Below are 24,032 nucleotides of genomic sequence, written 5' to 3' on the forward strand. Positions count from 1 at the left end.
TGCACCGGCGCGCTGATCGCGCCGACCAAGGTGCTCACCGCGGGCCACTGCGTGGCCGAGGCGGCCGACCCGGGCTCACTGCGGGTGATCGCCGGACGGACCGACCTGACCGGCTCCGGCGGTCAGGTCCGCCGGGTGAAGGGCTACCGGGTCGACCCGCGCTACACCGCCGGCCTGGAGCACGACTCCGCCGTCCTCACCCTGGACCGGCCGCTGCCACAGACACCGGTGCGGGTGGCGCGCCAGGGGGACGCGGCGCTCTACCGGTACGGCCGCACGGCCACGCTGCTGGGGTTCGGGCGCACCGGCTCGGACGGGCCCGGCACCCACCTCAAGCAGGCGGAGCTGACGCTGGCTCCGCCGGCCTCCTGCGACCCGTACACCTCGCCCGGCGACTCCCCGCAGTTCAAGGTCTGCGGTCTGCCGCGGGCCGGTACGACGGACAGCGTCTGCAAGGGGGACTCGGGCGGGCCGCTGGTGGTCGGTGGTGTGGTGATCGGTGTGGTCTCCACCGGCAACAAGTACTGCGACACCCAGTACCCGCTCTCGGTGTTCACCCGGGCCACCGACGTCCCCGCCCAGCTGCTGTCCTGACTGGCGCTGGTGCCGCCCTGGCCGGCCGGCCAGGGCGCTCTGGACCGCCTCCGGTGACCGGAACCGGGTCCTGCGCGGCGGTCGAATCAGGGTGCCATTGGTCCGGAGCCGCCCGTTGCGCGGGACGTGGGGGGCCCGGCGGCCACCCTCCCGGGCGCGGGGGCGCGCCCGGGAGGGAAAGGCCTAACCGCCGCAGGTCAGGTCCGTCGCGGGCAGTCGGCCCGTGGTCAGGTAGCGGGTGACGCTGGCGTCCGCGCAGGAGGGGCCGGCCACCACCACGCCGTGGCCCTCACCGCCGGCCACCGTGACCATCCGTGCACCGTGCAGGGCCCGACGCATGCCCTGGGCCATGGCCAGTGTCGCCTGGGGGTCCCACTGGTTCTGCACGATCAGCGCGTTGACGTCGTTGTTCACCACGGTGGCCGGCTCTTCGCCCGCCGACTTCCAGAACGCGCACGGCTGGATGTTGGCCCCCAGGTCCCCGGCCAGCGGGTACCGGGCCCGGTCGCGGACCGCGTCCCGGCGGTACTGCTCGGGGTCGCGCGGCCAGCTGCGGGTGTCGCCGCAGAAGACGGCCCAGACGGCGGCGGCGGTGTTGTCCGTCGGTACGACCGACGGCACCGCCGGCGCGGCCGGCCCGCCCGCGGCGGCGGCCTTCAGTGCGACGATCCAGGGGGTGACGGTCTCGACGTGGACGAACGCGGCGTACCCGGAACGGATGGCGTCGCCGTCGAGCGTCCCGTCCTCCGTGGGGACGGGCGTGCGGTCGGCGTGGGCGACCAGGTCCCAGTACGTCTTCCGGACCTCCGCCGGCGTGGCACCCAGCCCGTACGCCGCGTCGTGTTCGGCGGCCCACTCGGTCCACCGGGTGAAGGCGAGTTCGGCCCCAGGCGCCGACCCCCGGAGCGTCCCCCGCCACGCGAGCGCCGGATCGAGCGCGCTGTCGAGCACGAACCGGTCCGAGCGCTGGGGGAACATCTGCGTGTAGACGGCGCCCAGGTAGGTGCCGTACGAATGCCCGAAGTAGGAGATCCTCCGCTCGCCCAGCGCTGCCCGGACGACGTCCATGTCCCGCGCCGTGTTGCGGGTGGTGATGTGCGGCAGCACGTCACCTGCCTTGGCCCAGCACTTGTCGGCCACCGTCCGGGCCCAGACCACGTCCTTCGCGAACGTCCCTGCGGCGTACGGGTGTTGGAAGGTCCGCTCGTCGGCCGTCAGGTCGCAGCCGATCGGCGAGCTCTGCCCGACCCCGCGCGGGTCGAACCCGATCAGGTCGAACCGGTCCCGGACCTCCGCCGGCAGCAGCGGCTCCATCTCCACGGGCATGGTCAGCCCCGGGCCGCCCGGGCCACCGGGATTCATCAACAGCACCCCGTGCCGCTGCTTCGCACTGCCCGCTTTCACCCGCGATATCGCGATGTCGATCGTCCGGCCCCCGGGATCGCCGTAGTCCAGCGGCACCTTGACCGTCGCGCACTCGAATGCCGCCGGGCGGCCCGCATCGCAACGCTCCCACCGGAGTTGCTGCTGCCCGTACCGCTGGAGCGGATCGCCCGCCGCGAACGCCGTCACGGGGGTGAGCGCCGTCAGCACGGTCGTCACCGCCCCGACCGTCAGCGCGGAAATCGTCCGTCCGTCTCGCAGAACCATGCCCGTCCTCTGTGCAGAACCAGTGCCTCGGAAGTGCCTCCAGTCTCCGTTCCGCCGCACCCGCACCACGTACGGCGCGGGGATGGGCTCACGGTCCGACCTGCGGCGTACGCCGTCGCGCTGACGTAGGACCCCGGTCTCATGGCCCGTCATCCACCGGCTCAGGAGGGCGGCTTGCCGTCCCGCTGCCGGCAGCCCGCGAACGCGGTCACCCGGCGGAGTGGGGAATGTGTGGTTTCCGGGCGGGGCGGCTGTGTCGGGCAGTACGGTGCCCGCATGACCGTGCTCGTCCGCCGTCGTCACATCGACTTCGGCCGCATCCACTCCACCGGCTGTCCGGTCATCGTCTGATCGCCCGATCCGCGCGGCCGCGCCGTTCGGTTCCGTGCCGAACGGCGCCGCCGTGGCGGCTGTCGTCCGCCGCCGCCGCGCGGGCCTGCCGTCGCTTTGACCAGCGGTCCCGCGCGCGGCGCTCCGGACACATCCGTCGGGACGCGGCTCAGGCGGTGCCGGCGGTCTCGGTCCGGACGTCGTACGGGCGCAGACCCCGGCTCTCGTAGTTGCGCAGGGCGTTCGGGTGATCGTTGGTGTCGGTGTGCAGCCAGACCCGCCGGACGGACTCGGCGCCGAGCGGCTCGGTGGCCCACGCCTGGCGCAGCGCGAGCGTCAGCGCGTAGCCGCCGAGGCCACGGCCGACATGCTCCGGGACGAGCCCGAAGGTGGTGATCTCCACGTCGCCGGCCGGGTGCGGCTCCAGGTTGGCGACGCCGGCGGGCTCGCCGTCGTGCGTCAGCAGCCAGTACTGGCGCCGGGGGTGCTCGGCGAGGTGGGCCGCCCAGTCGGCGGCGGTGCGGGCGGTGCTGCGCCAGCCGTGCGGCGCCCCGACGCGCGCCTGGACGGCCTGCACCTCGGGGGACGAGCCGTCGGCCGGGACGAGGGTCAGCGCGGCGATCGGAGGGGACGGGCGCAGTTCGGCCGGGTCGGTCATCTCCAGGTATGTGACGGTCTTCTCCATGCGGTGAGACTACGGCCTCGGCCCGCCGCGCCGGCCGGTGGGTCAGAGGCCGAGGCCGCTCAATTGCGGTGGAAGTCGGGCCTGGTCACCGGCGGCTTCTCCGGCGGCACGGAAGCCGACAAGCGCTACCAGTGGGACGTCGCCGGCTACCCGGAGTACCAGCTGCCCCTCGTGCCGCTGAAACCCGACCGGGCGTCGTGCCTCATGGAGGACGGCCTCCGGGACACCGACGGCGTGATCGGCATGGAGATCGTCACCAACGACCCCAACACCGTGCCCTACTGGCGCACCATGATGGCCCTCAACGGCGTCAAGGGCTACGCCCGTCACATCCCGCCCGGCCCCTCACCACGCCCACGATCTAGGACCAGACACAGCCATGACCCCCGACCAGCCCGAATTCCCCTTCCCCGAGACCAGCACCCTCTTCGTCTTCACCCCCACCCCCAACACCACCTGGAACCTCACCCTCGACACCTTCACCCAGGCACTGCGCCGACGGGAGGGTGAGCAGGCGTTCGTGCACACCACGGCGGACGGCGGGGCCTACGGCCCGAGCGACGAGAACGACTGGTGGTTCGATTTCACCGCGTCCGGGACGACCTTCGAGGGCATCGGATCCGGCGTCTCAGGCGACGAGGGGGTGTCCCTGCGCAACGCGACCGCCGGCGCTGCCGCGGAGTTCGCTGCCTGGTTGATCCAGGAACTCGTACCTGCGAACGGCCGGGTCGACTTCAACACGCGGGCCGGCATGGAGGCCGGACTGTCCGACGAGGTCCTGGCCGAGCCCACCGCCGCCAGGCTCGAAGCCGTCTTCCGTGAGCACCTGAGCGATCTGTGACCCCAGCCGCCACGTCCTGGAACCCGGGGCCCCGGTCGCCCGCGAACGGGAGCCGGCGCCGAGCGGGCCCAGTGACCCGGCGTCCCCGGATCCGCCACGAGGTGTCGGTGCCGGCTGGGACGCTGAGCGGCATGGACGACGAGGCACTGCTGCGGGGCCGGGTCTATGGCGCCGACCACGATGACCCCGGCCCCCAGCCCGGGCACGAGTACCGCGAGCTGGTCGGAGGCCCGCTCGACGGCCTCCTCCTGGACGTCACCGGCTGGGGCACCGAGCAGCTCGCCGACGGCGCCGCACTCTCCACCGAGATCGGCCGATACGGCGCCGGCGGCCGCGCCCACTACGGACCCCGGCCCGCGGACCCGCGCCGCTGGGACTGGCGGGGAGACACCCCCTGACACCACCCCCCGGACCAACCCCAGCGGCACTGCGGTGCCCGCCCGCACACACTGAGAGGGCCGGTCCGCGCCCGAACCCCCGAGCGGGCGGCGGACCGGTTGTCCGCCCCAGCACGTATGGCCCCTTGTAGGTCGGCCTGCCCGCGGCACCGCACGGAATTACCAAGACCTTCTCAGGGGATGCGCCCTCCCGCAGAACGCCGTCCCGCAGGCCGCCGCCGCGCCGGCCCCGGCTCCCGACCCGGCGCGGGCGGGGCCGGGCCTCCTACTTGATGGTCTTCACCAGCGGCACCGCCAGCTGCATGATGTTCGGCAGCCGGCCCAGGATGTCGTCGCCGCTGAGGAACAGTACCCGGTCGCCGATCCGGGTCACCACGATCTCATCGCTGCTGTACGGGCCGGTGGGAACCTTCTTCATGTCGAAGGCCTCGTCACCGAGCCCCGGCACGGGCTTCAACGTCACGGTCATCGGGATCGGTTTGCCGTCCACGCTCTTCCCGGTGAAGGTCTTGCAGCGCTCCGCGTACGCCCGCAGGTCGCCGAGCAGCTGGGCCGCGTCGCCGGGGCGGTAGGCGGCCAGGTAGACCTGGACCATGTTCTCCCCGTCGTAGACCTCGTTCATCGCGCCCGAAACCTTGTAGCCCTGGGAGAAGATGGTCCCGGCGAGCCGCATCTGGTTGCACGGTTCCTTGATCTGCGGCGGGTCGGCCCGGTACTCGTTGATGGTGGTGCCGGTGTCGACCTGGTTGCCGTTGCCCTTGATCGTCCACCCGGCGGGCAGCGCCGTGGCGGTCGGCAGGGACGCGCGCAGGTCCACTCCGGTGAGGAGCGGCGGGCCGGTCGGCGTGCTGCTGGGAGTGCCGAACGCCGGGGCGCCGGACGTCTGGAGCGTCGGCGTGTCCGTCGGGGCGGCGCCCGGGGAGGTGGCAGGGGCTGCGGTGATGGACGCCGGATTGCCGGAGACGGTCACTGTGTCGGAGGAGCACCCCGTGACAACGGCCGCGGCCATCGCGGCCGCGCCCACCGCGAGCGGAATCCTGACGGTGGATCGGACCATGGACACAAGGACCCCCGTGGGTTCGTAGCCGAATGCAGTGTTTCGTGCACAAGGGGTGTCACCCCCCGGCAGTGACCATACCGTTGGCCTGACGCGGCGCCCGACCGGGCTGCCGTCCCGGCATCCTGACGGGCCGCCACCTCGCCGCCCGGCCCCCGTGCAGGCGCGTGCACGGTGACGATCGTGCCCGATCCACTCGGCCGGTGCCATGAGTATTCGTACTCAACCCGTCGCGTGCGGGCAACTTCCGCCGTCACACCTCGCGCCGCACGGGCCCCGCTCTCCGCTTCCCCGCCGGAGCAGGGTCCGTGCGCTGAGGCGCAAGTACGAGCAGTGGCGCCTCCTTAAGGTGACGGTGTCGCCCTCGATCCCTCGGTCCCCGTACCTCTCGCTCCCGAAGGAACGACCATTCGCATCACCACCCTGTGCCAGGCCTCCGCGGTAGCCCTCACCGCGGTGGCGGCGGGCGCCCTCACCACTCCCGCCCACGCTTCGCCCCTCTCGCTGACCGCACCCCAGCGGCCTCGCCCGGGACGAGCGCACCGGCTACCCGTACGCCGCGGACTCCGTCCTCGGCACCGTCCGGCGCATCCCCGCCGGCGGCGGCACCGCCGTCCCGTGGACGACCGGCACCGCCCTCCAGGCGAACGACAGTTCCGGGAGCCCGGGAGCCCGGGTGCGCCCTTCACAGCGCTCTCGGACGACACGGGGTGCTCTCCCAGGCAATCGGCCACCGGCGGCCGGCCCTAGCGTTGGCCCATCGCAGCCCAGGCGTGGTCCGGAAGACAGGGAAGTCCCATGCCGTACATCACCATTGGCCAGGAGAACTCCACCTCCATCGACCTCTACTACGAGGACCACGGCACCGGCCGGCCGGTCGTGCTCATCCACGGCTTCCCGCTGGACGGCCGCGCCTGGGAGCGCCAGAGCGCAGCCCTCGTCGACGCCGGCCACCGGGTCATCACCTACGACCGCCGCGGCTTCGGCCGGTCCTCCCACCCGACCACCGGCTACGACTTCGACACCTTCGCCGCCGACCTCAACACCCTGCTGGAGACCCTCGACGTCCGCGACGCCGTCCTGGTGGGCTTCTCGATGGGCACCGGCGAGGTCGCCCGCTACCTCTCCTCCTACGGCTCCGCCCGCGTTGCCAAGGTCGCCTTCCTCGCCTCCCTGGAGCCGTACCTGCTCAGGACCGCCGGCAATCCGGACGGCGTCGCCCCGCAGGAGTTCTTCGGGGGCATCGTCGAGGCCGTGAGGGAGAACCGGTACGCCTACTACACCGCCTTCTTCTACGACTTCTACAACCTGGACGAGAACCTCGGCACCCGGATCAGCGAGGAGGCCGTCCGCCACAGCTTCAACGTCGCCGCCTCCGGTGGCGCCTTCGCCGCCGCGGCCGTGCCGGCCACCTGGTACACGGACTTCCGCGGCGACATCACCCGCATCGACGTGCCGGCCCTCATCCTGCACGGCACCGGCGATCGCATCCTGCCCGTGGAGAGCACCGCGCGCCCCTTCCACAAGGAGCTCCCCGCCGCCGAGTACGTCGAGATCGACGGCGCCCCGCACGGCCTGCTCTGGACCCACGCCGAGGAAGTCAACACCGTGCTGCTGGCCTTCCTCGCCGAGTGACCCGGACGGCCGTCCGCACCCGACCGCAGCCGCCCGCCCCCGACCACCGGCCGTCCGCACCCACGTCGTCCGGCTTCACCAGGGCCGGCGGTGCAGCGCCATGTGCACGGTGTCGACGACCTGGATCAGCGCGGCCCGGGTGGTACCGGTGGGATGGAGCCCGCCGACGAGCAGGAAGCCGTGCATCACCCCCTGGTAGCGCGTCGACACCACCGGGACCCCGGCCGCGCGGAGCCTGGCCGCGTAGGCCTCGCCCTCGTCCCGCAGCACGTCGGCCTCGGCGGTGACCACGAGCGCCGGCGGCAGCCCCACGAGCTGCTCCAGCGAGGCGCGCAGTGGTGCGGCGGTCGTTTCCTTCCGCCGCTGGGGCTCGGGCAGGTAGTCGTCCCAGAAGCGGCGCATGTGCTCGCGGTGCAGGAAGTAGCCGGTGGCGAAGCGGCGGTAGGAGGGGGTGTCGAAGTCGGCGTCGGTGACCGGGTACAGCAGCACCTGGTGGGCGAGCGGGACGTCGCCGCGTTCCCGGGCCAGCAAGGTCAGGGCCGCCACCAGGTTGGCCCCCGCGGAGTCGCCGACGACGGCGATCCGATCCCCCGCCAGTCCGATCTCGTGCCCGTGCTCGTGGATCCAGCGGGCCACGGCGTGGCACTGTTCGACGGCCACCGGGTAGCGGGCCGCGGGCGCCCGGGCGTAGTCCACGTAGACGACGGCGGCGTCGGTGCCCAGGGCGAACTCCCGGATCAGCCGGGCGTAGCAGTCGGCGTCGCCGAGCGACCAGCCGAGGCCGGGCAGGAACAGCACCACCGGGCTGGGCTCGGCGGTGCCGACGGGCCTGGTCACCTGGACGTGCACCCGCCCGCCGGGCCCGCAGGGCAGGGCGAGCCACTCCGAGGTGACGCCGCAGGGGTCGTCCGGGTCCTCGTACTCGTCGCAGACCGTCTCCTCGCCCGATCCGTCGCCCGGAACGCCGTCGTGGGCGAGGAAGTCGCGGGCGAGGAAGGAGAGGTCCGGCAGTCCCGTCGCGGACCGGCCGGCTCCGGCGTCCAGGAACTCCTGGAGCGCCCGGTCGAGCACCGGACGCCGCTCGGGCAGAGGGGTGGGATCGGACAACTCATCGCTCCTGGCCTGATCGGAAGGGCTCGGCAACGCGACGCCTGCCCGGGCGTGGGCTCGGTCCGCGCCTGGCGGAAGGTCGGCCCTCCGACGCCTCGCGCACGCCACCCGACGGTACTGCCGGAGAGCCCGCCCCATTGGCCTGATCGTGCACGGATTTCCCCCAGGATAAGCGACTCGTCATCCGGCACCGGCCCACAGGGCGCGCCGCCGGCGCGGCGGGATCCCGTAGGCGGCCCGAAAGCCCGGCTGGAGTACGCGGGTTGACGAATCCCCGTCGCCGGCTGACGAGCGTGCTTGCCAGGGCACTCAGGAGGGATGAGAGCCGTCGGCCTGGGCGGCGTAGGCCTGCCACTCCCGGGGCGAGACCCCGTAGGCGTCGCGGAACGCCCGGCTGAAGTGGGAGTGGCTGACGAAGCCCCACCGGTGCGCGACGGCGGAGACGCTGCTCTGCCGGTGCGACGGACGCTCCAGTTCCCTGCGGCAGGCGTCCAGCCGGCGCTGCCGCACGAACTGGCCCACGGTCGTCCCGTCCTGCTGGAACAGTTTGTGCAGGTAGCGCACCGAGATGTGCTGCGAGCGGGCGATCGACTCCGGCCCGATGTTCGGATCGGCGAGGTTCTCCTCGATGTGGGCCCGGATCCGCGCCAGCAGCTCCGCCGCACCGCTCGGTTGTTCCGGCCCCTCGCGCTCCAGCAGCTCGCTCACCAGGATCGCGACGATGTCGGAGACGCTGCGCGCGAGGCGGCTGCCCGGCCTGGCCCGGTGCACCGGGGCCTGGGTGGCGAGGGTCCGCAGGAACTGGGCGGCGAGCGAGCCGACGCCCTCGTTCCCCCGCGCCACCAGACCGCCGGTGCGCCGGACGTCGGCCTGGCGCACGCCCAGGTAGAAGCAGGGGACGCGGAACTCGACCATCAGGCACTCGGCGTCCCGCAGCAGGCCCGCCGGGTGACGGGTGGCGCCGATCAGCAGGTCCCCGGGCGCCAGGACGGTGCTGATGCCGTGGCGTCGGACCAGAGCGGCGCCCCGGACGTGCAGGAGGACGTGGAGGCAGTCCTTTGGGTCGGTTCCGGGCGGCGGGGACAGGACGTCGATGCAGTCGCCGGCGTCGTCACGGACGGCCTGGCCATACAGGTGGTACTCGGGTTCGGGCATGGGTGAGGGACCCGACGGGATCACGGGAGGCTCCGACCGGTTCGAGGGTTCAGTACGGGTGCTGGGGCCCGCCACGCCCCACGGAACGGGGTGCGGCGGAAGGGGAGATCGGGCGAGGAGGTCAGGAGAGGAACTCCTCCACGACGGCGTTGAACGCGCCGGGGTTCTCCAGGAACGGGAAGTGCGAGCTCGCCACGCTCTTCGGGAACACGTGGAGGCGGGCGCCGGGGATCCGCTCGGTGATGAAGCGCTGGGACGCCGGGTCCACGTGGCTCCCCTCGCAGCCGATCACCAGGGTCGGCACGTCGATGCGGTCGAGGACGTCGCGCCAGTCCTGGGCGCAGTGGTCGAAGAGCAGCGGGACGCCCGCGTACGCCGGGGTCGAGCGGATCTGCTCGGTCACGAAGGCGATCAGGTCCGGGTCGGTGTCGCCGCTGAACATCGAGCGGACGAAGTCCTCGCGGGTTTCGGCGCCGTCCGGGCCGGCCAGCGCGGCGCCCAGTTCCAGGAGCCCGGCGACGTCGAAGAGGGCGCCGGACTCGTGCTGCTCCGTCTCCGTCATCCAGGGCACCGCCGCCACCGCGGCCGGCTGGTCGACCAGGACGAGCCGGCGGATGCGGCCGGTGCCGTGCTGGTCGACGAAGCTCCACCACACCGAGGCGCCCATCGACCAGCCCAGCGCGTCGAAGGCGTCCAGGCGCAGGTGGTCGACCAGGCCGAGGACGTCACGGGCCAGGCGCGCGACGCGGTAGCCGTGGCGCGGCTTGCCGGAACGGCCGTGGCCGCGGAAGTCCACCGTCACGACGCGCCGGCCCGGCGCCAGTTCCTCGACCTGGTGGCGGAACATCTCCTGTGTCTGCCCCCAGCCGTGGAGCATCACCAGCGGGACCCCGTCGCCACCGCTGTCGCGGTAGGCCAGGCGCACGCCGTCGTTCGTGGTCAGTTCACGCATGGTGCTCGTTCTTGTCCGTTCTTCTCGGCTCGTGGATTCGGGATGTGACGTCAGCGGGCCGCCAGGGGCGGAGCGGTAGCTCTTACTGAGGATCCTCACGGCGGGGTGAACCCGTTGACCACCGACCGACACAGGGATTGCCTGATGGAACTTCATCGCTCCGTAGCAACCGCCTGATTCGGCGAGGAGGCGGGTCAACCGACCGTGGCGGCACGGTCGCCGGGGACGTCGGTCTCCCGGGGAACTTGGAGCAGGTCCAGGAGCTGGAGACCCATGTGCAGCACCAGGCGGTGCGCGCCGTCGTCCAGGTCCAGGCCCGTGATCTCCTGGATCCGGCGCAGGCGGTAGTACAGCGAGGTGCGGTGCAGCTCCAGGACCTCCGCGGTCCTGGGCACCGACCCGGCGTTCTCCAGGAAACAGCGCAGGGTCTCCTCCAGCCGGGAGTTGCCGCCGCCGTCCAGCAGAAGCCGCAGCGGCTTCGGCAGGAGGGATTCGTTGAGCGCGCTCTCCGGCAGCTGGAGGAACATCGTGAACTCCCCGAGCCGCTCCCAGTCGCCGACGCCCTCCAGCCGGGGCAGCCGACGGGCCGCACGCACCGCCACCCGGGCCTGGTCGTGGCAGATCCACGCGTCCGCCAGCGCCGTCCTACGGCCGCCCACTCCCACCGCGACGTCCACGTCCGTGCCCAGGAAGGTCCGCAGGGAGCGGACGATCGCGCGGCACTGCACGTCCAGTTCCTCGTCCGTCGGTTCCCGGTCGAAGACCTGCACCAGGACCGCCCGGTCCTGGTCGACCGCCGACAGACCGCGGGCCGTACGGGCGTGCCGGAACGGCTCCAGCGCCCCCCGCAACGCCACCGCGATCTGGCCGGACGGCCCCCGCTGCCCGGAGACGACCACACTGGTCACCACCACGTGCGGGCCCGCCGGTAGGAGGCCGTCGTCCACCAGGCGCTGGTGCGCCGCGCAACGCAGCGCGGAGTCCGAGCCGACCAACCAACCCAAGAGCTGGCGGGTGCGCTCCTCGTCCACGTCCGAGGCCAGCCGATCGGCGTACATCTCGACCGCCACCGTGCGGGCGACCCGGTCGATGGCCTCGGTCTCGGCCTCCGTGAGGGGCTCGCCCACCGCCATGACCTTCAGGATGCCCAGCATGTGGCCCCGCTGGTGGATCGGGACGCAGTAGCGCGGCTGCATCCCCAGGTCGTCGCGCCCCGGCAGGATCCCCGGGACGGTCCACCGGGCGACCCCCTGGGACAGCACGTAGCGGATGATCTCGTCGTCCGCGATGCCCTGCAGCAGCGTGCGCACGCGCACCCGGTCCTCGTCGCCGAAGTGCCGGCTGGTGCAGATCATCCGCACCAGCGGGTCGTCGAGGACGACCGAGCGTCCTAGCTCCTCGGCCAGGCCGTCCACCAACGTCTGCAGCGCCTCGCCTCCAGAACGCGCGCGCTGGATCCACATCGTCATGATCCACTCCTTCCTGGCACGCCATTCATACAAGGAGCGGAGCAGATGGACAACATTCAACAAAGTGAGGAAACGGCGGTTCCACCCGACCGGTGCCGCCGGTCGCCTCGGGTGGCGCCCGCCCCTCAGGGGAGGCCGCGCAGCGGCTCCGGGGGCGGCCGGAAGATGACGAAAAGGCTTTCAGGTCAAGGGAGTTCAGCCGGCATGACGGTCATCCGGCGACGATCGGGGAGCCCCCGCGGACGTGCGGCTCCCCGACCGCCCGACAGGACGGGCAGGGCGGGAACGAGCCCGAGGACCGCCTGAGCATCCCGCGAACGGTGCGCAGAGTGTCCTATCGCGGTGCACCGCCGGAACATCTCCGGGAGAGCCCGTGCCCGCCCGTCGAACGGGTCGCGCTCAGTCCGTGCCCAGCTTTTCGCTCAGCTGGCTGCGAGAGGTGATCCCGAGCTTCGGAAAGATCCGGTACAGGTGCGTGCCGATCGTCCGGGGCGACAGGTGCAGCTGCCGACCTATCTCCTTGTTGGAGAGCCCTTGCGCCGCCAGCTGGGCGATCTGGACCTCCTGGGGCGTGAGCAGGTCCCGGTCGGGGCGGCCTTGGCCCCTGCTGCCCTCGCCGGCCGAGCGGAGCTCCTGGGCCGCCCGCTCACGCCAGGGCTCCACGCCCATGGCCGCGAAGGACTCCCGGGCGATCCGCAGCGGAGTGCGGGCCTCCATCACCCGGCGGCGCCGCCGGAGCCAGGTGCCGTAGGCGAGCATGAGCCGGGCACGGACGAAGGGTGTACGGGACATGTCCAGGTCGAACGCCGACCGGAAGTGCTCTTCGGCGTGCTCGTCGTCGGCGAGCAGCGCCCGGGCGAATCCCAGGTTCACCCGGATCATCTGGACCTCGCTCGTCCCGGCGGACGTGACGAGCTGTCGCAGGGCGGCCTTCGCCATGGCCCGCTGGTCGTCGTCGGTGGCGGCCTCGGCCAACTCGGTGATGGCCATGGTCTGCATGAACGGATGGTAGGAGGGATCGGCCGGGTCGAAGACCCGCCAGACGCAGGAGAACGCCTCGGCGAAATGGCCCGCGGCGAGGCCGATGAGGCCGCGGGTGATCTGGATGTACGCGAGCTTGGAGGGGTCGACCACGGTCAGCCCCTGGCCCTCCGCCTCGCCGATCGCGACCAGCGCGGTGTCCACGTCCCCGCGCAGTGCGGCGAACTGTGCCTTCGCCACCCGCGCACCGGTCAGCCAACGTGGTTGTGCGGTCTCCTCGGCCAGCCGGGCGGCCTCGGCCGCCGCCGGGAGTCCGGTCTCCCAGTCGACGGTGTGCACGGTGGCGAGGGCGAGGAGCACCAGTGTCTTGGTCAGCGGGCCCCGACGCCCCTGACGGCGCAGTCCGTTCGCCGCGTGGCGGGCGAATCCGGTGACATGGTCGAACCCGTTCACCATGATGGCCGCGTTGGCCAGGGTGGCGGCGGTCACGACGTCGTACCCGCCCTCACGTTCGAGGCGCCGCAGCCGGTCGATCACCGTCGCCGACGCCTCCAGCGGGGCGGCCCCCGCCAGCGTGCACACCAGGTCCGGGTGGAGTTCCGGGACAGGTAGCCGCTCGGCGGCCGTCACGACGCGCTCCCGCAGCTCTCGCCCCGGGTCCGCCCACCAGCACCGCCACGCGGCCACGCGCAGCAGCCGCAGCGCGAGTTCGGGATCGCCGGCCTCGGCGGCCTGCTCGGCCGTGGCGATCAGCAGGTGGATCCGGGACGTGCTCGTGTCGGACTCCGACTCCAGCCATTCGCGCAGCAGGACCACCCGGGCTCGCTCCAACAGGTCGGGGCCCAGCGATTCGGCCTGCTGCACCAGGGCTGACACACGATCCGCCTGGCCGAGTTCGAAGCGCAGTTCCGCCGCACCGAGGAGACGGGCCACGCTTCGCGACGGCACCTCGCTCAGCGCGGTGGCGCGTTCCAGCGCGGTCAGGGCCACGGCTGCGGCACCGCGCTCCTTCGCGCTGAACGCGGCCTGGTCCAGTTGTCGCGCCACCGCTTCGTCGGGACGGCCGCCGGCCGCGGCCCGGTGCCACGCCTGCCGGTCGGGCTGTCCCTGGAGGGTGCGGGCAAGCGCGCCGTGGGCGGCGAGACGGTCCGCGAGCGAGGCCGAGCCCAGGAGGGCGGAGCGCACCAGCGGGTGGGTGAAGTCGATCCGGAACCCGTCGACGCGCACCAGACCCGCGGCGATGGCGGGCTCCAGGGAACGTGCGGACACCTCGGTGCCCGTCAGGGCCGAAGCCGCGGCGAGCACCTCGGTCAGCGCGCCGTCGTCGGCGGTGGCCGCGACCAGCAGCGCAAGGTGCGTGTCGGACGGAAGGTCGGCCGACCGCGAGGAGAAAGCCCGCTCCAGTCGGGCGGTGAGGGGAAGCCCGGGCGACAGCACGGACTCCCGAGGCGCCCCGTCCGCCCCCAGTGTGACGGGGAGCTCGGTCAGCGCGAGGGGATTGCCGGCCGACATCTGCGCCACCAGGCGGCGCGTCCCCGGGGCGAGACCGGGGCTGCGGGCGGTCAGCAGGGCGTCGGCCGCGCTCGGCTCCAGGGGCTTGAGGTGCAGCTCACGGATGTCGGGGGCTCCCCGCCACACCGTACGGTCCTCGCGGACGGCAACGAGCAGGCCGACGGGTTCGGCGCCGACGCGGCGTGCGATGAACGCGAGGACGTCCAGGGTCGGTGTGTCCAGCCACTGGGCGTCGTCCACGACCAGCAGAACGGGGGCTTCGGCGGCTGCCTCGCCGAGCAGGCCGAGGGCGGCCAGGGAAAGCATGAAGAGCTGGGGCCCGGAGGCGCCGGGGGACGGCTCCGCCATGCCGAAGGCCCCCAGCAGCGCCTGCGCCTGGGGAGCGGGGAGGCGCGGGATGCGGTCCGTCACGGTGTGGGTCAGCTGGTGCAGCCCCGCGAACGGCAGATCGCTCTCGGCCTGGACACCCGAGGCCCTGAGGACGGTGAATCCGCAGGCGCGGGCCCGGGCGGCGGCGTGGTCCAGGAGGGCGGACCTGCCGACCCCGGGGGCCCCGTGGATCAGCAGCGCGTCGCCACGCTCGGGCAGGGCGTCGACCAGTGCGTCGACGGCCGCCAGCTCCTCGTCCCGGCCGAACAGTGTGGTGCCTGACATCCGATGTTCCTCTGTGCCTGCGTCAGTGCTCTGACCTGGACCGTTGCAGTGTAGGTGCACGCATTGCACGGTTGGAATGCGCTGAGAGTCATGTGTCCGGCGACACATCACCTACAGTCGCTTCACAGTCATTCAGCCGCCGACGTAAGTCATCCCGTGTTCCATGCTGGATGCCACACCGACCGGAGGGAGGACCCATGACATCCGTGACCGACCCGGCCGGGTTCCCGGAGGACGGGAACACCGGTCATCGCTGGAGCCGGGCCGTCTCCATCGCCGCCATGCCCGTGACGGTCGCCTCGTACGAGCCTGCGTCGGACCCGGGCCGGATGACGACCCAGCAGTTGGGGCACCTGCTCTTCATCACGACGGAAGCCGGCCCTCGCTGCTACACCCGCGACCTGCGGGAGATCGCCCGTGGCACCAGGCAGGCCGAGGGGTTCTTCGTGGTCGCCGTCATGGGGGCCACCGGTGCCGTGGTGCAACAGGACGGCCGGACGGTCGAGGTCCCCGCGGGAGCGGTTTCCTTCTGGTACACGGAGACCCCCCATGTGGTCGACTACCCGGACGGAGTGGACGTCAGGGTGTGCCTGCTCCCCCGCCGGGCCTTCGGCGTGCGGGACGAGCAGCTGGAACGGGTGACGGCCACCGTGGCCGACGCCGGCGGCCCGGTGGCCGCCCTGGTCAAGCAGTCCCTGCTGACCCTGGTCGAGACGGCCAAGGACTGCCCAGGGCTCGTCGCCGGTCGACTGGCGTGCAACTTCGCCGACCTGGTGGCCACCCTCGTCACCGAGCAGGCCTCCCGTGACGCGCCGGCCACGGAGGACTCCCGCCACACCCGGATCTGGGAGATCCACGCCTACGTGGACCGGCACCTCAAGGAGCCGGAGCTCGGACCGCAGACGATCGCGGCCGCGCACGGCATCTCCGTCCGCTCCCTCCACAAGCTCTTCGAAGGGGAGGGGACCACCGTCAGCCGCCTGATCCAGCGCCGCCGGCTCCAGGCGAGTGCCGAGGACCTCACCCGCAAGGACAGCGGCGACAGCACGGTCTCCGGCGTGGCCCAGCGGTGGGGCTTCACCGATCCGGCCCACTTCAGCCGGCTCTTCCGTGCCTCGTACGGCATCTCACCGAGCCAGTGGCGCGACACCCGCGGCGGCACCGAGCCGTCCGACCCGCGGGACACCCGGGGCCCGGTGTCCCGATGACCCATCGACCCGAGGGGAACCCGGTGTCCGCATCTCTCTCCACCGCATCGCTGTCCGCCTCCGACCGGGCGGAGAGCTGGCAGGACACCGTGTCCCACACCTTCGTGCCGATGACCGTGGACTTCCTGGAGGAGGTGCCGTCGCCCGGGGAGATCGCCGGCCACCGGCTGGGTTCCGTGCAGATCTCCAGGGTCCAGGCCGGGCCCCAGGTGGTGACCCGCAACAGGCGCCTGATCGCCGACGGCGACTCGCCGACGCTCCTCCTCACCCTCCAGGAACGGGGCACCGCCCTCAAGGACCAGGACGGCAGGGAGACGCTCATCCGGCCCGGCGGGTTCTCCATCACCGACACCTCCCGGGTCTTCCGGAAGAAGATCGAGGAGGAGTTCGTCTTCACCTCCTTCCACTTCCCCCGCGCGGAACTGGATGTGCAGGAGAAGGACCTGCGGGCACTCACCGCCACGGCGTTCAGCGGCGCCGAGGGCAGCGCCGCGCTGCTGACGACCTACCTGTCGAGGATGGCGCACGAGGCGGCGGAGCTGGACGAGGCCGTCGGGCGCCGGGCCGCGGCCACGGCACTCGACCTGCTGGCGATGTTCGTCGACGACCGGGCCGGGCGCGCCCGGCCGCAGGGTTCGCGGAGCGCGGCCTCCTTCGAGCGGGTCAAGGAGTACATCCTGCGCAACCTCCGCGATCCGGACCTGTCACCGTCCACGATCGCGGAGGCGAACTTCATGTCCGTCCGCTTCCTCCACAAGCTGTTCCACCTGGAGGGCACCACGGTCGGCGGGTGGGTCCGGACACAGCGGCTGGAGCGCTGCAGCCGGGACCTGCTCCGGCCGATGGCCGGGGAGCTCGGGGTGGCGGGGATCGCCCGGCGCTGGGGCTTCGCCAACTCCAGCCACTTCACCCGTGCCTTCCGCGCGGCGTACGGCGTGACGCCGCGGGACTGGCAGGTCGGCGCCCACCACACGCGCCGGAGCGGCTGAAACTCGTCTCCCCTGGAGGGTTCCGTGCTGCTACTCGATCTCAACACCGTGCCACCTCGTGAACAGCGGCGCGGGGGTGGTCTCCACGGCGATGACCGACAGGCACGCGAGCGCTTCCGCGTAGGCTCCGCGCGGCGGGCCCGACGTCGCTTCCGGCTCCCTGGTGTTCCGTGGGTGCACGGGGATCTGACCGTCCGCGCACTCCTGCACGGCGAGTGTCCTCGCGACGGCTCGACGTGCTTCGGCAGGACAACCTGCCTGTCTCCACACCCTCGCCGCCGGCGGGCGGGTGCCGACGCGCCGCCACCGGTCGGCGCCCTGCTGACCGGCGACGCGGACGCAGCCGACTCACACGGGTGCCACCACCCGTCGTCAAACCGGGGCCGGGCGTCGCGGAGGTCGCGACGAGCATCCGCGAACTCACCTAGCCCGTAGAGGAGTTCACCGCCACCGGCCAGCAGGCGAGGACCGTGCAGAAGGGAGAAGAGTTCCTCACAGCCAAGCCCTCGACCTCACCCCGCGCAGCCGTCGCGGGCCTACAGGCGGGTGAGGTCCAGACCGGCTCCTGAGGCACTTCCCACCGGGCGGACCGCCATGCGCACAAGGCCGCCCGCCCTGGTTTCCGGACCTCGCGGCGGCCCGTGGCACCCCAACCCGCAACCATCATCCGCCGTCGACAGCACTCACCGCTCAGGCAGACTGGCCGTAATCAGTCCTTCTGGGAGTTTGGTGTGCTGCTGATCGACCTCAAAACCGTCCCGCCCCGTGAGCGCGTGGACGCCTTCCACCACGCGCTGACGGACACACGGGTACCCAACCACGTCGCCCACGAGGAGCCGGAGACCGGCATCCACGCGCGCATGCAGGCATGGCGCGTCGGCGGACTGGACCTCTTCGCCACCCGGAACTCGGGCTTCGAGGTACGGCGCACGAACCACCACGTACACCACCACCGGGACAACCCCATCGTCTCGGTCTCCCTCCAGACCCGAGGCATCCACCGCGCCGAGGTCGCCGGCCGGCAGCGCCTCCTGGGCCCCGACGACATCTGCGTCTTCCACGAGCTGTCACCCCGCACATACGGCTGGTCCGGCGACGGCGCCTCCCAGGTCATCATGTTCGACATGCACCGCCTCGACGTGCCGGTCGACACCGTCGTACGAGCCTCCCTGCAACTGCGCGCCAGCCCGCTCCACGACCTGGTCCTGGAACACCTGCGGGGTGTACACCGCGACCCCGACCGCCTGGAGACCGACCCCGGCGTCCAGGCCCTCGGATCCGCCACGACGGAACTCGTCCGCGCACTGCTCCTGTCGGCCGCGCACGCCGAACAGAGCCCCGAGGTCAGAGCCACGATGAACGAGACCCTCCTCACGCGGATCATGACCTACGCACGCTCCCACCTCGCCGACGGCGAACTGACGCCGGAGAGGATCGCGGCAGAGCACGCCATCTCGGTGCGCCGCCTCTACACCCTGCTCAGCGCGGCGGGAATCAGCCTGGAACAGTGGCTGATCGAGGAACGGCTCCGCAAAGCACAGCGCATGCTCGCCTCCCGGCGCTACGACCGCCTGACCATCGCCGCGGTCTCCGCCCGCTGCGGATTCAGCAGCCCCAGCCACTTCAGCCGCCGCTTCCAAGCGGCCCACGGGATGTCCCCGTCCGAGTGGCGCCGCCTCGGCGACGCCGTCACCGTGGACGTGCCCCTGACGACCATATGAGCCCCAGCCCCAGCCGGCACCCCACGAGCCGGGCCAGGTGTTCTGACCCGTGAGGTTGGGGACGCGGCTGGCGGATGGCTTGCCTGCGAGTGCGGTGTGTCCGCGCCCCGGCCACCGGATGAGAACCGGGTTCGAGGCGCGCACCGGCGCCACCCGGCCGCTCAACGCCGGCCCGGAGGGCTGGTTGCCGCGCTGGTGCCCGCGCCGAGCGGCCCGTGGTGGGGGATCGGGGAGCAGCACGCCCTCAAGGTGGGGCGCTCGGTGTGTCGGCGTGCGCGGTGAGGTTGTGCGACGAGCGGTGGGAACGGGCCTGGTGGGACGGGTGGGACGGGCGGGACGATGGGCGGCGCGACGCCTGCCGGCCGGCCGTCACCGACCAGCAGTGTGCCGCCGAGCGGCAGCACCAGGTCCTGGGCCCTGGCGGTGGCGCCTGCCAGCCGCCGGGGCGGGCTGTCGGCACCGTCAGGGGATGAAGACCCTGGCATGCTTCGGCTGTGGCAGGGTGTCCAAGGACCCGTGGAACGTCACCCGTCGAAGTTGGACCAGAAGATCCCGATGCCCGTGCCGTGCTCGTCCCGGCCGACCAGAATGCTGTTCGACGTGAAGTCGCAGGTGGGGAAGACCAGGGCGTTCGCGCCGCTGGCCGGGTCGACGACGACATCGAGCACCGGGGTCCGGGAGCCGGCCTCCTGCTGCGCCTCGAACTCGGCCACCGCATGGGCCTCGGGGTTGTCGGCCTCCGCGAAGCCCGCGATCCGGTGGAGGGCCCCGCCGATGGCCAGGTTGTCCGGGGTGCCGGAGTAGATCGCCGAGGCGTCCTCGCTCAGCATGTTGACGTCGTCCGACGCCTCGTCCCAGCTCGCACCCACCAGCGCCTGCGGGGTGGTTCCGCTGGCGACCAGCGCGACCGCGGAGACGGTGGCGCCCCGCTCGTTGTCCCAGTCGTACGCCAGATACACCTCGTGCAGCCCATCGGCGACGTCGTCGAACGTGTAGAACTCGGCGCCGTCGAGCCCGCACACCGCGATCTCCCCGCGGCTCAACAGCCGCCCTGCCAGTGTGAACTTGCCCTGGTACCCGGACTCCGCCTCCGGATCGTTCGCTTTCAGAACCGCTTCGATCGCTTCGATCATCTTCATGCCGGCGAGTGTGCCACCCCCCTGTGACAGCCCCGACCCGCCATCTCCCCCGGTGCCCTCACCTCACGCCCAGTTGCAGGAGTTCCCCGTGCCGCGCCCAGGCCCCTTGGCCGTCCCCGGCGGGGTCGGGGAGTCGGAGAGGGGGCCAGGTCTTCGGGATGAGGTACTCGCCACTGCGATCCTCGACCGGCTCCTCCACCACTGCGAAGTCGTCTCCGTCAATGGCCCCGGCTACCGGCTGAAGAACCGCTTCGCCGCCGTCAACCGGGACTCCGGCACAACCTGACTGGTGATCAGCTCAAGCCGATTCGAACTTGACCATCGCGTCGCCCGCAGTTGCGGCTGCAGCGAAGAACCTGTTCAGCTCGCCAGGTCGGTAGCCAGATCAGCTGCCCATGCCTGGCTCCAAGGCGTTGTGAAGCCCGGGGATTCGACCACTCCTGCCAGCGCGGCATCCAAGTCCTTGACCAGGTCGTCGACCGCGACCTGCTGCAGGAAGGCTGACGCGTCCTGCACCTCTTCGGGACGAAGCACCCACAGCTTCGTCTCGAAGACGACCTCTTACGGCCCTTCACCTTCTTACCCGCGTCGAAGGCCCCTGGTGGCAGCGGGGACGGTATCGGCGGTGCGGACGGACGGCGAGTCGATCAGGCCTGATGGGTCGGGGTCCGGCGCAGGGGGTTGGTTGGGTGTGCAGGGATGCGTGGTGGGGCAGGGGGGTGTTGCGTGGAGATCACGGCCGGTACGGGACTGGTGGGCAGGGCGTAGTCACGTCCGGTCGGTGATCAGGGCCGCCGGTCACCGCCGGCGCCGACGCCCGGGGCCAGGGGGGCACCTGGCTGCCGCCCATCTCTCCACGGTAGAGCGGGCGGCCCGCCCGGCCACGCCCCCCGCGGAGTCCACAGCCGTGCGGCATGGCGGCTGGCGCCGTGGCACCAGTCACGCGAGCATCGACGCCATGACGGAACCCGAGCCTGCACCGGTGAGCCATGACGCCCACTACCTTGGCGCGACAGCCCGCCTCTACGGCTGGCAGGTCATGCACGAGCAGGACGGGGCGATGCGGTTCTCACTGCTCGACTGGACGCTGCGAGTGGAATTCTCCCCGGACGGCCGATTCTCGTCCGCCAGAGCGAACGGTCCCGGCAGCGCGGACACCCAGCTGGACTTGCGGACCGTGCTCGACACGCTGGAAGAGTACGGCAGCCCTGCGCTGCCCAAGGAGTCCTGAATCACCGGCCCTCGGCCGACGCCAGCCCCCGCCCCGACTGCGCCGATCCTGCGGCCGATCAAGCGGCAGCCAGTCATGGACGTGCTCGCCCTTCGCGCGTCCGGCGGCAAGCCGCTGCGCTCCGCCTGTGCGGGCCGTCCCGCGGGACCTTCGGCGCGGTGCGTGCCGATCACGACAACGGTCTGCCCGGCCCAGAACCCCCTGGCTGTTCCGCGGTAGGCCCTGGCTGGTGCGCTGCCGGTCCGGCCGGGTGTTCATGGCAGATGTGCGCGATCCTGGATTTGAGCAGCACATGCCGCCAGGTCGTGCCCGTGCGGCCGGCGCGAGGGCCGGTCGGCTGAGACGGGCTGCCCTGTCGTGCCCGATGGCGCGCCGCGACACGGGCACACGGACGCGACCGGTGACCCGAGCGGAGGCCATACGGCTGATGAGCGGCATCGAGGACAAGTCGGCAGGAGCACGGGACACGACCGAGGGCCGCGTCTACACCGTCACCGGCGGCGACTGGGACGAGGTCGCCGGCGCCGCGCAGCGACAAGAACGGGCGGACGACGAGCGGATCATCGTCAACATGGGTCCGCAACACCCGTCCACGCACGGCGTGCTGCGCCTGATCCTGGAGATCGACGGCGAGACGGTGAAACAGGCCCGCTGCGGCATCGGCTACCTCCACACCGGCATCGAGAAGAACATGGAGTTCCGCAACTGGGTCCAGGGCACGACCTTCGTGACCCGCATGGACTACCTGACCCCGCTGTTCAACGAGACCGCCTACTGCCTGGCGGTGGAGAAGCTGCTCGGGATCACCGAGCAGGTCCCGGAGCGGGCGAGCGTGATCCGGGTGCTGATGATGGAGCTCAACCGGATCTCCTCGCACCTGGTGGCGCTGGCCGCCGGTGGGATGGAGATCGGCTCCACCACGCTGATGGTCTACGGTTTCCGGGACCGCGAGGTCATCCTCGACATCTTCGAGCTGGTGACGGGCCTGCGCATGAACCACGGCTACGTCCGGCCGGGCGGCCTGGCGCAGGACCTGCCCCCGGGTGCACCGGACCAGATCCGCGAGGGCGTGAAGCTGCTGCGCTCGCGGATGCCGGAGTACGACAAGCTGGCCACCAAGAACCCTGCGTTCAAGGCCCGTCTGGTCGACGTCGGCCACCTGGACCTGGCCGGCTGCATGGCACTCGGCGCCACCGGGCCGATCCTGCGGGCCACCGGGCTGCCGCACGACCTGCGCAAGACCGACCCCTACTGCGGTTACGAGGAGTACGAGTTCGAGGTCGCGGTGGCCGACACCGCGGACTCCTACGGCCGGTTCCTGATCCGGCTGGAGGAGATGCGCCAATCGCTGCGGATCGTCGAGCAGTGCCTGGACCGGCTGGCCCCCGGCCCGGTCATGGTGGCCGACAAGAAGATCGCCTGGCCCGCCCAACTGGCCGTCGGACCGGACGGGTTGGGAAACTCGCTGGACCACATCCGAAAGATCATGGGCGAGTCCATGGAGGCGCTGATCCATCACTTCAAGCTGGTGACGGAGGGCTTCCGCGTTCCTGTGGGGCAAGCCTATGCGGCGGTCGAGTCCGCCAGGGGCGAGCTGGGCGTGCATGTCGTCTCCGACGGCGGCACGCGGCCGTACCGGGTGCACTTTCGCGACCCGAGCTTCACCAACCTGCAGACGATGGCCGCGATGTGCGAGGGCGGGCAGGTCGCGGACGTCATCGTCGCGGTGGCAAGCATCGACCCGGTGATGGGGGGCGTGGACCGCTGAGAGCGGTCGCACCGCGGACGTGCCGTTGGGCGGCAGGAAGCAGGCGCGGGACGTGGGGCCGCCAGCCACAGCGTCTTTCACGGGGTACGGCGCCGCCGCGCCGCCCGCCGCTACTGCTCTGGTACGTCGAGGCGTGCCTGAGTGATGCGCTGCGCATGGAGACCTTCGTGCAGGATGCCGAGCGGGAGGGCGACGGCGAGGTCGCGGAGCTGTTCCGTAAGGCGCAGGCCGACAGCCGCAAGGGCGCCGAGATGAGCAAGTGGCTGCTCGCCGCCGGCCTGACCGCCACGGGCGACGGTGAGCGCGCCGGCACAGGCGCTGCCGAAGACATAGTCGCGGGCACCGGGACGGGGGATGATGGGCCGGGGTGGCGGTACAGGGGGTTGGGTGTGCCGGGATGTGTGGTGGGGCAGGGGGTGTTGCGTGGAGATCGCTCCCGGCCGGTCCGCTTGCCGGGCCCACGACGAACGGCGCTCTCAAGTGCAGCATCGGAACCGACGGCCGATCCCGGCCGGAACTGGATCACCTCCCCGATTTCGGATGCAGGGGCTTGCCACCGCCGGGCAGGGCCGAGGCGTGGTCCGTGGTGCGCGGCCCCGGTATGCGGGCATCCACGCTCGTTGGGGTCGAGCGTGGATGCCGGCGAGGCGTCCGGTTGTTCAGCTATGCCAGTTCTGTGGGCCAGGTATGGGCGGGGCTGCTCCGTCCGGGTGGTGGCCGGGTTCGCCGGCCCACCGGGGCGGGCAGAGCCGTCGTATGACGACCCCCACCAGGCACCGCCGTCGCCGTCGCCACCCGGCGGACGCCGCCCTCCCGGCCGTAGCCCAGATGCCACCGGCCGCTGCCCGACAGCGCGGTGCGGGCGGGTGCTGCCGGACCTGGTTCAGCGAGCGCATCCGTCCGGGCGGCCTGGTCGTCCGTACGACGTGGCACGAGCCCGCCTGCACGACCGG

Annotated in this window: 19 protein-coding genes and 2 pseudogenes; 11 read left to right on the plus strand and 10 right to left on the minus strand. The window is 71.9% G+C overall.

The features are described from left to right. On the plus strand, positions 1-594 hold a 594-nt coding region (locus tag ACFU7Y_RS14005; protein WP_380768027.1), incomplete at its 5' end, for a S1 family peptidase. A 183-nt stretch (positions 595-777) separates the two neighbouring features. On the opposite strand, the gene ACFU7Y_RS14010 is transcribed toward ACFU7Y_RS14005, so the two are convergent. Together ACFU7Y_RS14010 and ACFU7Y_RS14015 are read right to left on the minus strand one after the other, a co-directional pair. Further along, positions 778-2,244, minus strand: coding sequence for an alpha/beta hydrolase (locus ACFU7Y_RS14010; RefSeq protein ID WP_224275394.1), 1,467 nt, complete (start codon positions 2,242-2,244; stop codon positions 778-780). Positions 2,245-2,743: 499 nt separating this feature from the next. Beyond that, positions 2,744-3,259: a GNAT family N-acetyltransferase gene (locus tag ACFU7Y_RS14015; RefSeq protein ID WP_224275395.1), complete on the minus strand. Its 516-nt coding sequence runs from the start codon at positions 3,257-3,259 to the stop codon at positions 2,744-2,746. 379 nt (positions 3,260-3,638) lie between these two features. On the opposite strand from ACFU7Y_RS14015, the gene ACFU7Y_RS14020 reads away from it, so the two are divergent. Both ACFU7Y_RS14020 and ACFU7Y_RS14025 read left to right on the plus strand, forming a co-directional pair. Then, positions 3,639-4,100 carry a hypothetical protein gene (locus ACFU7Y_RS14020; protein WP_380768029.1) on the plus strand — a complete coding sequence of 154 codons (462 nt, stop codon included), beginning with the start codon at positions 3,639-3,641 and terminating at the stop codon, positions 4,098-4,100. 131 nt (positions 4,101-4,231) lie between these two features. Then, on the plus strand, positions 4,232-4,498 hold the full coding sequence (locus ACFU7Y_RS14025; protein ID WP_380768030.1) for a hypothetical protein: 267 nt from the start codon (positions 4,232-4,234) through the stop codon (positions 4,496-4,498). Positions 4,499-4,763: 265 nt separating this feature from the next. Here the strand turns inward: ACFU7Y_RS14025 and ACFU7Y_RS14030 are convergent, their stop codons facing one another. Then, positions 4,764-5,555: a hypothetical protein gene (locus ACFU7Y_RS14030; RefSeq protein WP_380768031.1), complete on the minus strand. Its 792-nt coding sequence runs from the start codon at positions 5,553-5,555 to the stop codon at positions 4,764-4,766. A gap of 798 nt (positions 5,556-6,353) precedes the next feature. Here ACFU7Y_RS14030 and ACFU7Y_RS14035 point away from each other — a divergent pair. Then, positions 6,354-7,190, plus strand: coding sequence for an alpha/beta fold hydrolase (locus ACFU7Y_RS14035; RefSeq protein WP_224275405.1), 837 nt, complete (start codon positions 6,354-6,356; stop codon positions 7,188-7,190). A gap of 75 nt (positions 7,191-7,265) precedes the next feature. Here the strand turns inward: ACFU7Y_RS14035 and ACFU7Y_RS14040 are convergent, their stop codons facing one another. From ACFU7Y_RS14040 to ACFU7Y_RS14060, 5 genes are all read right to left on the minus strand, one after another. Continuing rightward, on the minus strand, positions 7,266-8,297 hold the full coding sequence (locus ACFU7Y_RS14040) for an alpha/beta hydrolase (protein ID WP_224275407.1): 1,032 nt from the start codon (positions 8,295-8,297) through the stop codon (positions 7,266-7,268). 312 nt (positions 8,298-8,609) lie between these two features. Continuing rightward, the gene (locus tag ACFU7Y_RS14045; RefSeq protein WP_380768033.1) at positions 8,610-9,455 is read right to left on the minus strand and encodes a helix-turn-helix domain-containing protein; all 846 of its coding nucleotides are present in this window, start codon (positions 9,453-9,455) and stop codon (positions 8,610-8,612) included. Positions 9,456-9,576: 121 nt separating this feature from the next. After that, a complete protein-coding gene (locus tag ACFU7Y_RS14050) occupies positions 9,577-10,407 on the minus strand; it encodes an alpha/beta fold hydrolase (protein ID WP_380768034.1) in 831 nt (276 codons plus the stop codon). A gap of 194 nt (positions 10,408-10,601) precedes the next feature. After that, positions 10,602-11,876 (minus strand): PucR family transcriptional regulator, encoded by a 1,275-nt coding sequence (locus ACFU7Y_RS14055; RefSeq protein ID WP_380768035.1) that lies wholly within the window; start codon positions 11,874-11,876, stop codon positions 10,602-10,604. 399 nt (positions 11,877-12,275) lie between these two features. Continuing rightward, positions 12,276-15,023, minus strand: coding sequence for a helix-turn-helix transcriptional regulator (locus ACFU7Y_RS14060; protein WP_380768036.1), 2,748 nt, complete (start codon positions 15,021-15,023; stop codon positions 12,276-12,278). A 197-nt stretch (positions 15,024-15,220) separates the two neighbouring features. Between ACFU7Y_RS14060 and ACFU7Y_RS14065 the strand changes: the two genes are divergently transcribed. The 3 genes from ACFU7Y_RS14065 to ACFU7Y_RS14075 all read left to right on the plus strand — a co-directional run bounded on the left by ACFU7Y_RS14065 (position 15,221) and on the right by ACFU7Y_RS14075 (position 18,941). After that, positions 15,221-16,231: a helix-turn-helix domain-containing protein gene (locus tag ACFU7Y_RS14065; RefSeq protein ID WP_224275426.1), complete on the plus strand. Its 1,011-nt coding sequence runs from the start codon at positions 15,221-15,223 to the stop codon at positions 16,229-16,231. Positions 16,232-16,254: 23 nt separating this feature from the next. Continuing rightward, positions 16,255-17,220 carry a helix-turn-helix domain-containing protein gene (locus tag ACFU7Y_RS14070; protein WP_224275429.1) on the plus strand — a complete coding sequence of 322 codons (966 nt, stop codon included), beginning with the start codon at positions 16,255-16,257 and terminating at the stop codon, positions 17,218-17,220. Positions 17,221-17,951: 731 nt separating this feature from the next. Continuing rightward, positions 17,952-18,941: an AraC family transcriptional regulator gene (locus tag ACFU7Y_RS14075; protein ID WP_224275431.1), complete on the plus strand. Its 990-nt coding sequence runs from the start codon at positions 17,952-17,954 to the stop codon at positions 18,939-18,941. Positions 18,942-19,465: 524 nt separating this feature from the next. Here ACFU7Y_RS14075 and ACFU7Y_RS14080 read toward each other — a convergent pair. Beyond that, a complete protein-coding gene (locus ACFU7Y_RS14080; RefSeq protein ID WP_224275433.1) occupies positions 19,466-20,080 on the minus strand; it encodes a hypothetical protein in 615 nt (204 codons plus the stop codon). Positions 20,081-20,213: 133 nt separating this feature from the next. Here ACFU7Y_RS14080 and ACFU7Y_RS14085 point away from each other — a divergent pair. After that, positions 20,214-20,366, plus strand: a pseudogene (locus ACFU7Y_RS14085) (ATP-binding protein); the annotation flags it as partial. Between the two features lie 74 nt (positions 20,367-20,440). On the opposite strand, the gene ACFU7Y_RS14090 reads toward ACFU7Y_RS14085, so the two are convergent. Continuing rightward, complete coding sequence (locus tag ACFU7Y_RS14090) at positions 20,441-20,614, minus strand: hypothetical protein (protein WP_224275436.1); 174 nt, start codon at positions 20,612-20,614, stop codon at positions 20,441-20,443. A 424-nt stretch (positions 20,615-21,038) separates the two neighbouring features. Here ACFU7Y_RS14090 and ACFU7Y_RS14095 point away from each other — a divergent pair, with 424 nt between their 5' ends. From ACFU7Y_RS14095 to ACFU7Y_RS14105, 3 genes and pseudogenes are all read left to right on the plus strand, one after another. Next, complete coding sequence (locus tag ACFU7Y_RS14095; protein ID WP_224275440.1) at positions 21,039-21,311, plus strand: hypothetical protein; 273 nt, start codon at positions 21,039-21,041, stop codon at positions 21,309-21,311. Positions 21,312-21,738: 427 nt separating this feature from the next. Further along, on the plus strand, positions 21,739-23,079 hold the full coding sequence (locus ACFU7Y_RS14100; RefSeq protein ID WP_380768037.1) for an NADH-quinone oxidoreductase subunit D: 1,341 nt from the start codon (positions 21,739-21,741) through the stop codon (positions 23,077-23,079). A 756-nt stretch (positions 23,080-23,835) separates the two neighbouring features. Next, positions 23,836-24,032, plus strand: a pseudogene (locus ACFU7Y_RS14105) (hypothetical protein); the annotation flags it as partial.

The organism is Kitasatospora sp. NPDC057542 (assembly GCF_042801945.1).
In the GTDB taxonomy this organism is placed as follows: domain Bacteria; phylum Actinomycetota; class Actinomycetes; order Streptomycetales; family Streptomycetaceae; genus Kitasatospora.

What these genes read in the sequence shown, in the direction of transcription:
- ACFU7Y_RS14045 (WP_380768033.1), bottom strand. Translation starts at nt 9,455, where the DNA reads ATGCCCGAACCCGAGTACCACCTGTATGGCCAGGCCGTCCGTGACGAC.
- ACFU7Y_RS14065 (WP_224275426.1), top strand. Translation starts at nt 15,221, where the DNA reads ATGACATCCGTGACCGACCCGGCCGGGTTCCCGGAGGACGGGAACACC.
- ACFU7Y_RS14035 (WP_224275405.1), top strand. Translation starts at nt 6,354, where the DNA reads ATGCCGTACATCACCATTGGCCAGGAGAACTCCACCTCCATCGACCTC.
- ACFU7Y_RS14080 (WP_224275433.1), bottom strand. Translation starts at nt 20,080, where the DNA reads ATGAAGATGATCGAAGCGATCGAAGCGGTTCTGAAAGCGAACGATCCG.
- ACFU7Y_RS14010 (WP_224275394.1), bottom strand. Translation starts at nt 2,244, where the DNA reads ATGGTTCTGCGAGACGGACGGACGATTTCCGCGCTGACGGTCGGGGCG.
- ACFU7Y_RS14095 (WP_224275440.1), top strand. Translation starts at nt 21,039, where the DNA reads ATGACGGAACCCGAGCCTGCACCGGTGAGCCATGACGCCCACTACCTT.
- ACFU7Y_RS14100 (WP_380768037.1), top strand. Translation starts at nt 21,739, where the DNA reads ATGAGCGGCATCGAGGACAAGTCGGCAGGAGCACGGGACACGACCGAG.
- ACFU7Y_RS14020 (WP_380768029.1), top strand. Translation starts at nt 3,639, where the DNA reads ATGACCCCCGACCAGCCCGAATTCCCCTTCCCCGAGACCAGCACCCTC.
- ACFU7Y_RS14055 (WP_380768035.1), bottom strand. Translation starts at nt 11,876, where the DNA reads ATGACGATGTGGATCCAGCGCGCGCGTTCTGGAGGCGAGGCGCTGCAG.
- ACFU7Y_RS14060 (WP_380768036.1), bottom strand. Translation starts at nt 15,023, where the DNA reads ATGTCAGGCACCACACTGTTCGGCCGGGACGAGGAGCTGGCGGCCGTC.
- ACFU7Y_RS14030 (WP_380768031.1), bottom strand. Translation starts at nt 5,555, where the DNA reads ATGGTCCGATCCACCGTCAGGATTCCGCTCGCGGTGGGCGCGGCCGCG.
- ACFU7Y_RS14050 (WP_380768034.1), bottom strand. Translation starts at nt 10,407, where the DNA reads ATGCGTGAACTGACCACGAACGACGGCGTGCGCCTGGCCTACCGCGAC.
- ACFU7Y_RS14015 (WP_224275395.1), bottom strand. Translation starts at nt 3,259, where the DNA reads ATGGAGAAGACCGTCACATACCTGGAGATGACCGACCCGGCCGAACTG.
- ACFU7Y_RS14025 (WP_380768030.1), top strand. Translation starts at nt 4,232, where the DNA reads ATGGACGACGAGGCACTGCTGCGGGGCCGGGTCTATGGCGCCGACCAC.